The 14,402-nt window shown below is 63.1% G+C and carries 14 protein-coding genes; 7 read left to right on the top strand and 7 right to left on the bottom strand.

Annotated features, from left to right (window positions below; translation table 11 throughout):
* The first annotated feature begins 2 nt into the window (after positions 1-2).
* Positions 3-659 carry a guanylate kinase gene (gene gmk, locus ABID37_RS14335; protein WP_354195869.1) on the top strand — a complete coding sequence of 219 codons (657 nt, stop codon included), beginning with the start codon at positions 3-5 and terminating at the stop codon, positions 657-659.
* Positions 660-667: 8 nt separating this feature from the next.
* On the opposite strand, the gene rsmA is transcribed toward gmk, so the two are convergent.
* The 6 genes from rsmA to lptF all read right to left on the bottom strand — a co-directional run bounded on the left by rsmA (position 668) and on the right by lptF (position 8,240).
* A complete protein-coding gene (gene rsmA / locus ABID37_RS14330) occupies positions 668-1,495 on the bottom strand; it encodes a 16S rRNA (adenine(1518)-N(6)/adenine(1519)-N(6))-dimethyltransferase RsmA (protein WP_354195867.1) in 828 nt (275 codons plus the stop codon).
* Positions 1,492-2,520 (bottom strand): 4-hydroxythreonine-4-phosphate dehydrogenase PdxA, encoded by a 1,029-nt coding sequence (gene pdxA, locus ABID37_RS14325; protein WP_354195865.1) that lies wholly within the window; start codon positions 2,518-2,520, stop codon positions 1,492-1,494. Before pdxA ends, rsmA begins: the two co-directional genes overlap by 4 nt.
* Before the next feature lies 1 nt (position 2,521).
* Positions 2,522-3,457 (bottom strand): peptidylprolyl isomerase, encoded by a 936-nt coding sequence (locus ABID37_RS14320; RefSeq protein ID WP_354195862.1) that lies wholly within the window; start codon positions 3,455-3,457, stop codon positions 2,522-2,524.
* Positions 3,458-3,544: 87 nt separating this feature from the next.
* Complete coding sequence (locus ABID37_RS14315) at positions 3,545-5,956, bottom strand: LPS-assembly protein LptD (RefSeq protein ID WP_435521567.1); 2,412 nt, start codon at positions 5,954-5,956, stop codon at positions 3,545-3,547.
* Positions 5,956-7,044 (bottom strand): LPS export ABC transporter permease LptG, encoded by a 1,089-nt coding sequence (gene lptG, locus ABID37_RS14310; protein ID WP_354196023.1) that lies wholly within the window; start codon positions 7,042-7,044, stop codon positions 5,956-5,958. The genes ABID37_RS14315 and lptG overlap by 1 nt, the downstream gene beginning before the upstream one ends.
* Complete coding sequence (lptF, locus tag ABID37_RS14305; RefSeq protein WP_354195860.1) at positions 7,041-8,240, bottom strand: LPS export ABC transporter permease LptF; 1,200 nt, start codon at positions 8,238-8,240, stop codon at positions 7,041-7,043. The genes lptG and lptF overlap by 4 nt, the downstream gene beginning before the upstream one ends.
* A gap of 320 nt (positions 8,241-8,560) precedes the next feature.
* Between lptF and ABID37_RS14300 the strand changes: the two genes are divergently transcribed.
* The 6 genes from ABID37_RS14300 (at position 8,561) to ABID37_RS14275 (ending at position 13,226) form a co-directional block, all read left to right on the top strand.
* Positions 8,561-10,069 (top strand): leucyl aminopeptidase, encoded by a 1,509-nt coding sequence (locus ABID37_RS14300; RefSeq protein ID WP_354195858.1) that lies wholly within the window; start codon positions 8,561-8,563, stop codon positions 10,067-10,069.
* A 38-nt stretch (positions 10,070-10,107) separates the two neighbouring features.
* Positions 10,108-10,557, top strand: coding sequence for a DNA polymerase III subunit chi (locus ABID37_RS14295; protein WP_354195856.1), 450 nt, complete (start codon positions 10,108-10,110; stop codon positions 10,555-10,557).
* A 22-nt stretch (positions 10,558-10,579) separates the two neighbouring features.
* Positions 10,580-11,185, top strand: a complete 606-nt coding sequence (locus ABID37_RS14290) for a hypothetical protein (RefSeq protein ID WP_354195854.1) — start codon at positions 10,580-10,582, stop codon at positions 11,183-11,185.
* Positions 11,182-12,042: a 23S rRNA (adenine(2030)-N(6))-methyltransferase RlmJ gene (locus ABID37_RS14285; protein WP_354195852.1), complete on the top strand. Its 861-nt coding sequence runs from the start codon at positions 11,182-11,184 to the stop codon at positions 12,040-12,042. The genes ABID37_RS14290 and ABID37_RS14285 overlap by 4 nt, the downstream gene beginning before the upstream one ends.
* Positions 12,043-12,094: 52 nt before the next feature.
* Positions 12,095-12,538 (top strand): hypothetical protein, encoded by a 444-nt coding sequence (locus tag ABID37_RS14280; RefSeq protein ID WP_354195850.1) that lies wholly within the window; start codon positions 12,095-12,097, stop codon positions 12,536-12,538.
* 91 nt (positions 12,539-12,629) lie between these two features.
* Positions 12,630-13,226, top strand: coding sequence for a glutathione S-transferase (locus tag ABID37_RS14275; protein ID WP_354195848.1), 597 nt, complete (start codon positions 12,630-12,632; stop codon positions 13,224-13,226).
* Between the two features lie 99 nt (positions 13,227-13,325).
* Here ABID37_RS14275 and ABID37_RS14270 read toward each other — a convergent pair whose 3' ends face one another.
* Complete coding sequence (locus tag ABID37_RS14270; protein WP_354195846.1) at positions 13,326-13,997, bottom strand: outer membrane protein; 672 nt, start codon at positions 13,995-13,997, stop codon at positions 13,326-13,328.
* Positions 13,998-14,402: the final 405 nt, after the last annotated feature.

Here is a 14,402-nt window from a genome sequence, read left to right as displayed (position 1 = left end):
AGATGCCGCCAAAAGATGTCGGTTCCCAAATCCGTCGCCGGGGTTTGATGCTGGTCCTGTCCTCGCCCTCCGGCGCGGGCAAGTCGACGATTGCGCGCAATCTGCTGGAAAGCGACAACCAGTTCGAACTCTCCGTCAGCGTCACCACGCGCCCGCGCCGGGGCAGCGAAATCGACGGCCGCCACTATCATTTCCGAAGCCGCCGCGAGTTCGAGATCCTGCGCGACAATGACGAGCTGCTGGAATGGGCCGAAGTGCACGGCAATTTCTACGCCACGCCGCGTGGTCCCGCCGAAAAGGCCATGGCCGAAGGGCGCGACATGCTGTTCGACATCGACTGGCAGGGTGCCCAGCAATTGCGCGAGAAGATGCGGGGCGACATCGTTTCGATCTTCATCCTGCCGCCGTCCATGACCGAGCTGAAGGCGCGACTGATGCGCCGTGCCGAAGATCAGGAAGCGGTGATCGAGACCCGCCTGAACAACGCCCGTGACGAGATCGAGCACTGGACGGAATATGATTTCGTCGTCGTCAATGACGACCTCGACCGTGCCTTCACCGAGGTGGTATCGATCGTCACGGCCGAACGCCTGCGCCGCGACCGCCGTCCGGGCCTGTTCGATTTCGTTTCCGGGCTGATGGACGAAGCCGTCGCCTGAGGCCGCTCTCAGGTTGCGTTGGCGAGGCGGACGAACTCTTCGACGCTGAGCGTCTCGGCCCTGCGCGTCGGGTCGATGCCGACGCTTTCCAGAAGTCTCTCGCCGCCCAGTCCTTTCAAGCTCTGGCGCAGCATCTTGCGGCGCTGGCCGAAGGCCGCTTCGGTCAGCTTTCCGAGCTTTCCGACATCGGCAGGCAGGGGCTCTTCACGCGGCACCACATGCACCACGGACGAGGTGACTTTGGGCGGCGGCGTGAAGGCCTGCGGCGGCACGTCGAAGGCTATGCGCGCCTGCGTGCGCCAGCCGGCCAGAACGCCCAGCCGGCCATAGGCCTCGCTGCCCGGCTCCGCCACGATGCGCTGCGCGACCTCGCGCTGGAACATCAGCGTCATCGACTGGTAGAAGGGCGGCCATTGCCTGACCGTGAGCCAGCGCACCAGCAATTCGGTGCCGACATTGTAAGGCAGGTTGGCGGCGATCCTGACCGGCTCGCCGGTGCTGGCGAGCTGCGCGAAATCGGTCTTCAGCGCATCGCCCGGCACCACCTGCAGGCGGCCGGGATAGTGCCGGGAAATCTCGTCGAGCGCGGCCAGGCAACGCTCGTCCTTCTCGATGGCGATGACACGCTTGGCGCCATGGGCAAGCAGGGCGCGCGTCAGCCCTCCCGGCCCGGGGCCGACCTCGATGACGGTTGCATGCGTCAGATCGCCGGCGGCGCGGGCGATCTTGCCGGTCAGGTTGAGGTCGAGCAGGAAATTCTGCCCGAGCGCCTTCTTCGCCCGCAATTCATGGCGGTCGATGACGTCGCGCAGCGGGGGCAGACCGTCGAAGCTCAAGCGGTTTCCGCCGTTCTGCCGGTGAGCGCCATTCGGCCCGCAAGCTTGAGCGCCGCGATGAGGCTGTCCGGGCGCGCAATCCCCTTGCCCGCTATGTCGAAGGCGGTGCCATGGTCCGGCGACGTACGGATGAAGGGCAAGCCGAGCGTCACATTCACCGCGTCGTCGAAGGCGAGCGCCTTGGCGGGGATAAGGGCCTGGTCATGATACATGCACAGCGCGACATCGTAGCGGGCCCGGGCGCTGGCATGGAACATGGTGTCGGCCGGCAGCGGGCCGAAGGCGTTGATCCCTTCTGCCCGCAAGGTCGAGATGGCGGGCGCGACGATATCGCGGTCCTCGGTACCCATTGCGCCATCCTCGCCGGCATGCGGGTTCAACCCTGAAATGGCGAGCCTCGGATCGGCCAATCCGAAACGGTCGCGCAGGTCCGCGGCGGTGATGCGGGCCGTCTCGACGACAAGTTCGGTGGTCAGCGCCTTCGGCACCTCGGCGAGCGCGATATGGATGGTGACAGGCACCGTCCGCAATTCCGGGCCGGCCAGCATCATGACCGGCATGACGGCTCTGCCCGCGCGCCCGGAAGCGAGATGGGCGAGATACTCGGTATGTCCGGGAAAGCTGAAGCCGGCATCGTAAAGCGGCTTCTTGGCGATGGGACAGGTCACCACTGCAGCGGCGGCGCCCGAAAAACAATCCGCCACCGCACGGTCGATGGCCTCGACAATACCGGCGGCGTTGGCCTTGTCGGGCCGGCCGGGCGTGTCGATGAAACGATTCTCAAGCGGAACAATGGGCAAGACATCGGAAAAGCTCGCCACGGCCTGTGCCGGGTTCACCTCTGCAAGGGGAATATCCTCGCCGAGCAACCGGGCGCGCGCGGTGACGAGTGCCGGATCAGCAAGCATATAAAAGGGCGGAAGGCTGGCTTCATGCCGCCGCTGCCAGGCGGCCATGGCGATTTCCGGGCCTATGCCGGACGGATCGCCGATGCTGAGGGCAAGCGGAGCGCCTTGGCTATGCATCTCAGCGCCGAACGATGTTGGCTTTCTTCTTCAGCTCTTCCATGTATTTCTTGCCGAGTTCGTCGGCATCGGTATTGGCGTTCTCTTCCTGAAGGACAAGCTGCGCCACCCGGTCGTCGGAGACCTCGCGGGCGCTGCACACGCCGATGAATTCCACGCCGCGATCCGTTTCGCGCACGCCGGTGGCGCCGCCGGCCTTGGTCTTCTTGATCTGGTCGGCCCATTCCGGGGGCAGTTGAGGTGCAAGGATACGGCCGAGGTCGCGCACGGTCACGTCAAGCAGGCCCTTGGCGAACTGATGCGTGTTGGCGCAACCGTTGAAGCGCGCGCGCAGCGCCTCCGCCTCGCGCTTGCGCTTGCCCAGCGTCGATTTGCGTTCGGCCGGGGGAATGACGAAGATCACCTGCTGGAGCATGTATTCTGTGGCGGAAGGCTTGCTGCCGCCCTTCTTCAGCATGTTGCGCACCGCTTCCTGCTGGCTGGAGAGGCCGGTGCTCGACTGTTCGGCCCGGTAGCGCGCCCCGATCGCCTGGTTCCACGCCATTTGCGAGCGGATGAAATCCTTGAAATGCTGCTTGGTGACGCCGGCCTGCGCCAGGATGGAATCGAGCTGGGCAACCTGCATCTTGTTGCTGGAGGCAAAGCGCGCATAGGCGTCGTTGACCTGCTTGTCGCTGATGCGGATGCCCAGGCGCTGGGCCTCGGCAAGGCGCAGGGTCTGCTCGATCATTTCGTTGCCCGCGTCGCCCTTGCGCCGCTGGAGGCGGAAGAAAGCGTTGCGGTGCTGGATGTCGGTCGTGGTGATCGGCACGTTGTTGACGACATACTTGATCTCGGCGGCCGCAGCCGGGGTCGGGACAGCCACCGCCGAAACGGCCGTTGCCGCGACGAACAGCGCAAGGCTCGCTGACAGGAAGTATTTCCTCATTCCAGGCATCCAGCTTTCAGTTCACGTCGGGTGATAACTTGGAAAAGACGTTTCTGCCCGCGTTATGCGGCAAAACCGTGTCGAGCGCCATATCCGTTACTGGATGAAGTTGCTTGTCGCGGAACCGAAGTCGCCAAGCGTACGGAAGGAAATGTTGAAGCCGATGCTTTGCGACACTTCCTTGTCGTCACGGTCTCGCGTCTGCGAATAGGTCATCAGGTAGGTGAAGCACTCGTCGGCATAGCCGAAGCCGATGCCGTTCCTGACCATGACGTTCTTTTCGAGGTCATAGGTGCCGGACCCGAAGACACGCCAGTTTTCCGCGAACTGGGCCGAGCCGCCGAAGGACACTTCATGACGATCCTCGGTGAAGCCATAATCCGGCTGTGCCTGGATGAAGGCATAGCGTGCCGACAAGGAAATCGGGCTGCCGGAGTAGCCGAGCTTCACTTCCGAGCGGCGAACCTCGAAGGTCTGCTCGTCGAAGCGGCCGCTGAGCGAGGCGGAAATGCCGTTCGGGCTGCTCAGGCCAACCAGGCCGACATAGTCGGAGCGGTCTGTCTCAAGGCCGGAATTGGCGCCGACATTGACGAGGTCGGGAGCTGCGAAGGAGTTCTCGCCATTCAGGTGGTAGGACTGGCCGAACATGGCGTTCGTCGTCCAGCCATTGTCGTAGCTGCTGACATAGCGGAAGCCGACATTGGCGCGGGTGCCGCCTTCAATGCGGTCGTAGCCGGAGAACTTGTCGCGCTCGAACAGGGTCGAGGCGTCGAAGACGAAGCTTTGCGCGTCCTCGTTGGGAACCGCGAGCCCGCCGACGTAGGATTCGTTGGGGCGCACGAAAAGCTGCGCCATCGGCTCCAGCACATGTGACGAACCCGTGGCCGAGAACAGGATCGGCCAGCGCCATTCGAGGCCCAGCGTCGCCATGCCCCGGAAGAAGGACGAGCGCATATCGTCTGTCGTGCCGCGGTTGTTTGCCATCTCGTTGATGGCTGCAAGTGATCCTGAGGATGCATTGACGTAGTTGCCGTCAGCCTGGAAAGCGAGCAGCGGAGTGAAAACCATGCCGCCATCGGTGACGAAGGACCGCTTCCATTCCGCTTCGGCCGTCAGGCGACCGCTTTCACCCTCGATGCCGCGGACACGCTGGACACCAGACCCGGGAACATACGGAGTGTTGAAAGTCTGATCGATGCGATCACGACTAAGCGCGCGTGCGTTGACGTTGAACGAAAGCTGTCCGCCAGCCAACGGCGTGTCGGGAATATAGGCGTAATCGAAGGACGGCAGCACCCAGGGCTGCTTTTCATCGCGGCCACGCTGGCGGAAATCCGTTGCGAGAATATCTTCCTGAATCTGGAACTTCATGCCCCGCAGGTCGAAGTAGTTCCGGTCGTTCAGGCCAGTCAGATAGACCTCGGAGCGATGGACATATTCCTCGAAGCCGTCGATGCCGTAGGTTCGGGAAAAGTTCTTGTCCGTCTGCAGCAGGATGTTCCAGCCGAAATCCCAGCGCGAATTGATCGCGAACTGGCCTTCCGTTCCCATCATGCCGCGGAATCTGTTCGGCTTGTCCGAAGGGCCGCTGTTTTCGGTGTTCGCATCGAAGGCACCGGGATCCTGCTGGCGGATGCCGGCGATCTTCAGGTTGTACTGGCCGTTGTTGAAGCGCTGGCGCCACTCGGCCTCGCCGAGGAAACCTTGCTTCGAATAGTAGTTGCCCTTCACCGTCAGGTCGTAGGTGGGCGACAGGGCGAAATAATAGGGAATGCCGACGCCGACGCCGAGGTCGGACTTGTAGGAGATCGACGGGAACAGGAAGCCGCTCTTGCGCTTCACCGTCGGGTCGGCGATCTCGAACACCGGCAGATAGGCGATCGGCATGCCGAAGAACTCGAAATTGGAGTTCTGGAAGCGGATCGTCTTCTTCTGGCTGTTCCAGATGATCTTCTGCGATTTCACCCGCCAGATGGCTGGCTTGTCGGGCTTGTCCTCGCACGGTTCGCAGGCGGTGTAGACGCCGTTGTGGAATGTGGTCAGCACGCCACCCATGCGCTCGGCGCTTTCGGCGGCGAAATAGGTCTTATCCACAGTCTCGACGCGCAGCGCGTTGACGAAACCGTCCGCGAAGTCGTCGGTGATGTCGATGTGCTCGGAATTGATCTTGGTTCCGTCGCTGTTGATGATCTCGACATCGCCGCTGGCGACGAGGCGCTGCGTCTTGCGGTCGTATTCGACACGCTGCGCGACAAGCCGGTTGCCGGCATAGTCGATCTGCACGCCGCCGACGGCGGTCACGGTCTGCGAATCGTTATCGTAGACGAGGGTCTCGGATTCCAGCAGCATCTGGGCATCGGAGGGAACGTCCGAAGCCAGATCCTCCATGGATTGCGCGAAGGCAGGAGCAGTCGCCAAGCCGCTTGCCAGCAGGCACGCAAGCCCGCTGACGCCGCACAGGAGCGACAATCGGCTGAACCGACCGCGTTGCAAAACCGCCCCCCTCACTAGCCATCTTCCTTATACAAAAGGAATGTTACTCCGAAAAACATGGCAACGACAACCGGGAACCATGCCGCCACAACCGTGGGCACGAACCCCGCCACACCGAACGCCTTGACGAGAACCGAGACGACATAAAGCAGAAAGCCTGCGACAACACCACCCAGAATCATCGTCGCGGATTGCCCCATGCGGGCGAAGCGCATCGACACCGTCGCGGCGATCAGCGTCATGGCCACCAGCAGGAAGGGCAGGGCGATCAGCGAATCGAATTGCATCGCGAAGGCATTTGCCCCGAGGCCGAAGGAGCGGGCAACCTCGATTTTCTTCGGCAACTCAAAAAATGGGATCGTTTCGGGCTGCGCCAGCCGTTCCTGGACGAATTCCGGCTTCAGGTCGGTGGGAACCCGGTCGATATCCTTCTTCTCGCCGGGACCGTTGGATGGCCGAACGGTGACGTTTTGCAGCTCCCAATAGCCGTCGCGCAGGAACACCCGCTTTGCATCCCTGCGTTCGAATATGTCGCCGTCGCTGTCGAGCATGAAGAACGTGGCGTCGGCCATCTCCAGCCCCTGGCTGAGGATGGCGCGGGCGCCGATGATGGTGTCGCCGGAGGCGGTCTTCTGGCGCAGCCACGGCACCGAACTGCTGTCGACCGCATTCGAATTGCCGGAGCGCAGAAGATTTTCCACCTGCTGCGAATGCACCAGCCCGCTGGCGGCCAGAGGGTTCAGCACGACGACGGCGAGCACGCCGAAAAGAAACGCGCCAAGGCAGACCGGCAGCAGGAATTGCCAGGCGGAGATGCCGGCCGCCCGCGCCACCACCAGCTCATATTTGCGGTTCAGCGAAACCAGCGTCGCCATCGCCGCAAACAGGCCGACGAAAGGCACCGTCTGCAGCACCAGCATCGGCACCCGCAGGGCCGATATGGTGGCGCCGATCCAGTAGGTGAAGCCGGGGATGCGGGCGGTGCGGCTGGTCAGTTCCGTGAAATCGATCAGGAAGACCAGCGCGAAAATGCCCAGGAAGAACCATGTGGCGATGGTCGCGTAGCGGAAGAAGAAGTAGCGGCCCAGCGTCCAGCCCATCAGACGGACCCCCGGCCGATCCGGCTGTTGGAAATGCGCAGCCTGAGATCCGTGAGGAAGCGCGACACGCGGCCGGAAAACGCGTTGATCGCATCCACCCAGCCGATCGGAAGCTCCATGGCGCGCTGCGTCCTGATGCACCACACCGATACCAGCGCCATGCCGATCGGCACGGCATAGAGCACATAGTTGAACAGCGGCTGGGTCTTTGTCTGGCCCTCGGCGAAATAGCCCATCCAGCGGACGAACAGGGCAATGCAGATCGTCGTCACCAGGGGGTGGATACGTGCTTCGCGATGCGACTTGGCATCACCCGCCACGGCAAGCGCGATGAGCGCGAAGGCGATGGGATAGAGCCATTCCGAAAAGCGCTTGTTCAGCTCGTTTTTGTAGAGGTGCGGCGACTTCTTGTAGACTTCGTCGTTGCGGTTCGGGTTGAGCAGATAGGTGGTCGTCTGGTCCTTGGGCATGCGCACCGCGCTGCCCGTGTCCGCATCGAAGGCCGAAAGATCGAAGGCGTATGAGGTGAAGTGGACGATGGAGATGTCGCCGCCGACCGCCTTGCGCTGGACGACGCCGTCATTCATCAGCAAGGCCTTGGTGTCGCTCCGGTCCACCACCGCGCCGGTCTTGGCGTAATAGATGAGATCGATGCCCTCCTCGCGGCTGTCGGCCACGAAAATGCCGGCCAGGCGATTGCCGGGCAGCCGCTCGCCGACCTGGACGAACAGGCCGTCCTCGATCTTGCGGAAGGTGCCTTCCTGGATGACCAGCGACAGGAAATCGGCGCGCGCCTCGGCGATGAGGTCGCGGTTGCGTTGGCGCGCATAGGGCTCGACGCCGTTCTGGATCACGAAGCAGAATATGCTGGCCGCCACCGCCAGGAGCAGCACCGGTTTCGCCACGGTCATGCGTGATGCGCCGGCGGCGTTGATGACCACGAGTTCGGAATCGGCATTCATTCCCGACAGCGTCTGGGCGACGGCGCCGGCCACCGCGAAGGGAACGACGATGGGAATGACTGTCGGGATGATCAGGGCCGCGACCTCGAAGAAGGTGAGGGCGGACTGGCCGCCGTCGGTGACGAGATCGATGCGCGCCAGAACCTGCGTTGTCCACACGATAGCCAGCGTCCATGCCAGCGCTCCAAGAAAGAGCAGCAGCATGCGGCGCAGTATATAGCGTTCGATGACCTTCATGCGGATGGCGTCTCGAGCGGTTTATCTGGCATCGTGCCTCACAAAGAGGGATGTCGGCCCTGGTGCCGCCCGCACACTGACGCGACCCGAAACCATGGCCCGGATCGCGCTTCCCATGGGCGCAATGTCGTTCCGAATGGATAAAAAAGCGCGAAGGCTCATGGTTAACAACAGGTTTCGAAAAAGGATGGTTTAAAAATGCGGCCGACGATGCGCAATCGAATCGCGCGATCTGCTATCCATGGCATTCACCATAGCTTGCCAAGACACGCAAAACGACCAACTCTCGCGATCTTCCACGATACCGAAAGCACAGTTTGATGACATCGACCCCTGCCATAAGCTTCGCCAAGTTCTCCGTGCCCACGAAGGGCAGCGCCTGCCTCCTGTTTGCCGAGCAGGCCGGCTTCGGGGAGGCGGTCGCCGGCATCGATCCGGCCGGCGTACTTGAGCGCGTTCTGGGGATCGCGGACTTTTCCGGCAAATTCGGGGCCAAGCTCGATCTTCTGGCACCGCAGGGCACGCAGCTTGACAAGCTGACCGTCATCGGAGCCGGCAAGACCGACGATCTGGACGAGCATGCATGGCTGCGTCTCGGCGGCGCGATCGCGGCTGCTACGGCGAAGGCGAAGGACGCGACCATCGTGCTCGACTTGCCCGCAAATGCAGCGGCCGAGGCCGCCGATGCGGCGAATGTCGCGGCAGGGATATTGCTGCGCTCCTACGCCTTCGACAAATACAAGACCCGCAAGTCCGAGAAGGACGACGAGAGCGCAGGGGCGCGCCGCAAGGCGGCCCGCATCACGATTATGTGTGCGGACCCGGCCGGCGCCCGCAAGGCATTTGCCGGCCTGAAAGCCATGGTCGACGGCGTCAACCTGGCCCGCGATCTGGTCAATGAGCCGGCCAATGTCCTTGGCCCGGTGGAGTTCGCCTCCCGCATCAAGGATATGGAAGCGCTCGGCTTGCAGGTCGATATCCTGACCGAAAAGGAGATGAAGAAGGCCGGCATGGGCGCGCTGCTGGGCGTGGCGCAAGGCTCGCCGCGGGGCGCGCGCCTGGCGGTCATGCGCTGGGAAGGCGGCCGCAAGGGCGCAAAGCCGCTGGCCGTGGTCGGCAAGGGCGTGACCTTCGATACCGGCGGCAATTCCATGAAGTCGCCGTCCGGCATGGAGGACATGAAGGGCGACATGGGCGGCGCGGCGGCGGTCACCGGGCTCATGCACGCGCTTGCCTCGCGCAAGGCCAAGGCCAATGTGGTCGGCATCGTCGGTCTGGTGGAGAACGCCGTCGATGGTTATGCGCAGCGCCCCGGCGACATCGTCACCTCCATGTCCGGGCAGACCATCGAGGTGATGAACACCGACGCGGAAGGCCGGCTCGTTCTGGCGGATGCGCTGTGGTACTGCTGCGATCGCTTCCAGCCCACGGCCGTGATCGATCTTGCCACGCTCACCGGCGCCATCATGGTGGCGCTGGGCCAGCATCACGCCGGCCTGTTCGCTAACAATGACGATCTGGCGAACCGGCTGACGCAGGCTGGTCTCGCCACGCAGGAGCGGCTCTGGCGCATGCCGCTCGGCCCGGAATACGACAAGCTCATCGATTCCAAGAACGCCGACATGAAAAACACCGGCGGCCGCTATGGCGGTGCGATTTCCGCCGCGCAGTTCCTGCAGCGCTTCATCAAGGACAATGTGCCCTGGGCGCATCTCGACATCGCCGGCACGGCCATGGGCGCGCCGTCCACAGACGTCAACCACTCGTGGGGCTCGGGTTTCGGCGTCAGGCTGCTCGACCGGCTGGTGCGCGATCATTATGAGAAATAACGAAGGCCGCTGATCCGCGCCGGACCGACTGCGATGCCATGACCGAGATATTGTTCTACCACCTGACCGAATCGACGCTGGAGGATGCGCTGCCCGGCCTGCTGGAGCGCAGCCTGCAGCGCGGCTGGCGGGTGGTCGTGCAAACCGGCTCGGAAGATCGCCGCGATGCGCTCGACCAGCATCTGTGGACATTTCGCGACGATTCGTTCCTCGCCCATGGCACCGATCGCGAGGCATTTCCTGGCGAGCAGCCGGTCCTGCTGACGACCGGAACGGACAATGCGAACGGCGCCCAGATCCGCTTTCTCGTCGATGGGGCCGAACCGCCCGATCTCGCGGCCTATGAACGGGCCGTGTTCCTGTTCGATGGCCATGACGCGGTGCAGCTCGAGGCCGCGCGCAACCACTGGAAGGCGATGAAGGCCGCCGGACACGAGGTGACGTACTGGCAGCAGACGCCGGATCGCCGCTGGGAGCGCAAGGCATGACGTGGTGCGGGCGGGGCTGGTGATGCGTTTCCTGTTCTTGCTGGTCCTGCTGGCGGGGGCCGCGCTTGGTCTTTATCCCTGGGCCATTGCGAATTTCTCCGGCTCGGAAATCGGCACATGGAGCGTCTACGAGGCGGGCCGCTTCGTGCCGGCGGAAATTTCGTTGCGGCCTTCCGATGCGCCCGTTCGGGTGCTGGTCGATCTGACCGTCTGGCGCCCGCATGCCGTCCAGAGCGGCAGGGCGCAGCTTGGTATCACTGCCGCGCATGACGGCCGCAGGGTGCTGGAGGAGACGCTGGATTTCCGTGCCGGCCCAACGCCGCGTCAGAAGAGCCCGCAGATCACCGAGCGTGTGTTCCGCGACGATGCCGGATTGATCGAAGCCGTGGATGCGGGGACATACCGCTTCGACTTGAGCAGGGGCAACGTGGTGGATGCCGACATCAAGGCCGTTGAACTGGTGTTGCGGCGCGAGTCAGGCGCGGTCGATTCGCGCATGCAGCCGGTCGGCCTGTCCTTGATGGGAGTCGGGGTCGTCGGACTGGTGCTGGCGTTCCGGCGCCGCAGGAACCGGCCGGACAACCCGAATTGCCAACCGCCGCGCTGGGGCAGGGGGAACGGGCCGTGAATTATCGTCACGCCTACCATGCCGGCAACTTCGCCGATGTCGTGAAGCACGCGGTGCTCGCGCGCATCGTCGAATATCTCAAGCGCAAGGAAAAGCCTTTCCGCGTCATCGATACCCATGCGGGCATCGGCTTCTACGATCTGGCATCGGAGGAAGCCGGCAAGACCGGGGAGTGGCGCGATGGCATCGGCAAGGTCACCGGGACGAAGCTCCGTGCCGAGGCGCAGGCGTTGCTGGCACCTTATCTCGATGCCGTTCGTGCGGTGAATGACGCAGAAGATCTTGTGCATTATCCCGGCTCCCCGATGATCGTGCGTCATCTCCTGCGCCGGCAGGACAGGCTGACGGCCATCGAACTGCATCCCAGGGATGCGGCGTCTCTCAAAGCCCGATTCGAAGGCGATATTCAGACCCGGGTGATCGAGCTGGATGGCTGGCTGGCGCTTGGGGGCCATCTTCCGCCGAAGGAAAAGCGCGGGCTTGTGCTGGTCGACCCGCCCTTCGAGGAAGGCGGCGAGTTCCAACGGCTGGTGGACGGGCTGGTGCGCGCGCATCGCCGCTGGCCGGGCGGCATCTATGCGCTGTGGTATCCGATCAAGGACCGCCGGGCCGTTGCGGCCTTTCACGCCGCATTGTCGGAAGCGGGGATTCCGCGCGTGCTCGATATCGCCTTCGATATACGGCCGGCGGCCTCTGTTCCCCGGCTGGACGGCAGCGGCATGGTGGTAGTCAATCCGCCGTTCACGCTGGAGGCGGAACTGAAGGTCCTGTTGCCGGAGCTTCATCGCCTGCTGGCGCTGGAACCCGGCTCGAAATGGTCCCTGCGCTGGCTTGCGGGAGAGAAGGCAGACGCTTGACCGCGCCTCGCGAAATCCTCACAGTGCCGCCAAATCACCTTGAGAGGTTGAAATGATCCGCGCCGCCAAGTCCGCCCTTCTTGCCATTGCCGGCATCTGTTCTCCGCTGCTCATGCAGCCCGTTGCGCATGCGGCGGATCTTGCTCCCTATGTGGAGGAGAGCGTGCCCAGCGTTTGCAGCACGCCTTCGGTGCTGAACCGGATCACCAGCAAGTTCTCGCATCAGGTGGGCAACGTGCCGAACCTGCCGCAGGTCGCCATTTCCGATTTCCATCGCATCCACCTGCGCCGCAGCGAGCCCGCAAGCGAGCGCTGGCCGATCGCGCGCCACTATTGCGGAGCGAAGGTGACGCTCTCGGACGGCTATGACCGCGACATCTGGTATCTGATCGAGGAGGGGCAGGGATTTGCCTCGGTCGGAAACAATGTCGAATTCTGCGTGTCGGGCTTTGACCGCTGGCTGGTCTACAACGCGCATTGCCGGGTTCTGCGCTAACACGCTGACCAGATTGGAATGACCTCCAGCCCCGAAGGTGGACGCCTCGGGGCAGGCTTTCGTTCGCATGCAACCAGGATTGGAAGAGAATATGCCGAAGCTGCTTTATGCCCCAGCCTCACCCTATAGCGCCAAGGTGCGCATGGTGGCGGCCTATGCGGGCATTGCCATCGAGGGAGCGCTTACCCAGACCGCGGACCAGCCGGCCGAACTGATCGGCGCCAATCCGCTGGGCAAGATCCCGACGCTGTTGCTCGATGACGGGCGCGTGATCTTCGACAGCCGCGCCATCACCCAATATCTGAACCGCGAATCGAAGAACGCGCTGTTCCCGCGCAATCCGGACAGGCGCACCGAAGCGGAGGTTATGGAAGCTCTGGCGGACGGCATCTGTGATTGTGCGCTGGCGATCGTCTATGAGCGCCGCATGCGTCCGGAGGAAAAGGTGCATCAGGAGTGGATCGATGGCCAGTGGCGCAAGATCGCGCGGGCGCTCGACCATCTCAACGCCAATCCGCCGAAGCTGCCGAAGAAGATCACGGCAGGCCAGATCGCGGTTCGCGCCATGCTGGGATACCTGTCGCTGCGATTCGCCGGACAATGGGAGCGGGGTCGCGGTCGCCTGACCCGGTGGGCGGCACGTTTCGACGAGAAGTTCCCTGAGCTGAAGTCCTCTCTTCCGTCCTGATTTGCATCAAGGCATGAACCGGTTTCGCAGCCGGGAACAAGGCCAACAAAAAAAGCCGGGGCGATTGCCCCGGCTTTTTCATGCGATCCGGTGTCTGGATCAGAACTTCATACCGACACCGAAGTTGATGCGGTGGTCGCGCGAGTCGAAGTCGGCCGTACCGGCAGCGCCAAGGTTGAAGCTTTCCTTGCCGTAGTCGGTGTAGCGATACTCGACGCGGCCGAACACGTTGTCGGTGAACTTGATGTCCGTACCGGCACCGGCAGTCCAGCCGAGCATGGTGTTGCGGTCGCGGTCGCCGGTCGTCTGATCGGTAACCTTCAGGCTCTGGGCTGCGCCACCGGCGGTACCATAGAGCAGGATGTCGGGGCTGATCGCGTAACCGAGACGGGCACGCAGCGAGCCTTCGACGCCAGCCTTGGCTTCGACGCCGGCATTGCTGCCCTTGACGCCGCTATAGCCGATGTCGCCTTCCGCACCGAGGACGAAGTTGTTGTCCATCTGGTAGTTGTAGCCGACAAAGGCGCCGCCGAGGAAACCGTCGGTGCTGATCGAATTGCCCGGCTCCCTCACGCGGCCGCTGAAGCCGTAGCCGAGGTTCACACCGGCATAGGGACCAGTCCACGAAGCCACCGGAAGTTCGGCGATCGGCGCGGGTGCCGGCGGCTCTTCCATCACCACATCGGCGGCGAATGCCGGAGCGGATGCGGCGAAGGCAATGATACCGAGCGCTGCCGCTGCGGGCCTTGCGAATTTGAGTTTGGTTGTCATGGTCGTTACTCCTTCAGCCACAGACACTGGCTTCTCTGACGTGAGAACGGGAATGTTTTGGGAGGAAAACGATCCCGCCGCTCATCGGTTCCGAAATCTCGTCGGCAAATGCGGCGGAAGCGAACCTGAATTTGGGTGATTCTCCGGCACGAATAAGGCCGAAACAGGGCGTTGCAATCATGCAACAGGATTTGTCAGGAGACTGCCGGTCTATGGGGCGAAACGCGCTTGGTGCAAGGCGTTGGCGGACCTATATTGCCCGTGTCACGGTTCCATGAACCCGTGAATCGGATAGAACCTTGGGCGTTTCTGCCACAATCCTGCCGTAGGCACAAACGGAGTCTGAACGCCGACCGGCGATCGCGGGCAGGTGCGCCGGCTTTGTTCGGGCCGCATGGACGAGAA

Source organism: Aquamicrobium terrae, from assembly GCF_040545735.1.
Taxonomy (GTDB): Bacteria; Pseudomonadota; Alphaproteobacteria; order Rhizobiales; family Rhizobiaceae; genus Mesorhizobium; species Mesorhizobium terrae_A.
The sequence above is the reverse complement of the archived record's forward strand: the minus strand, read 5'-3'. Positions and strand labels throughout refer to the sequence as shown.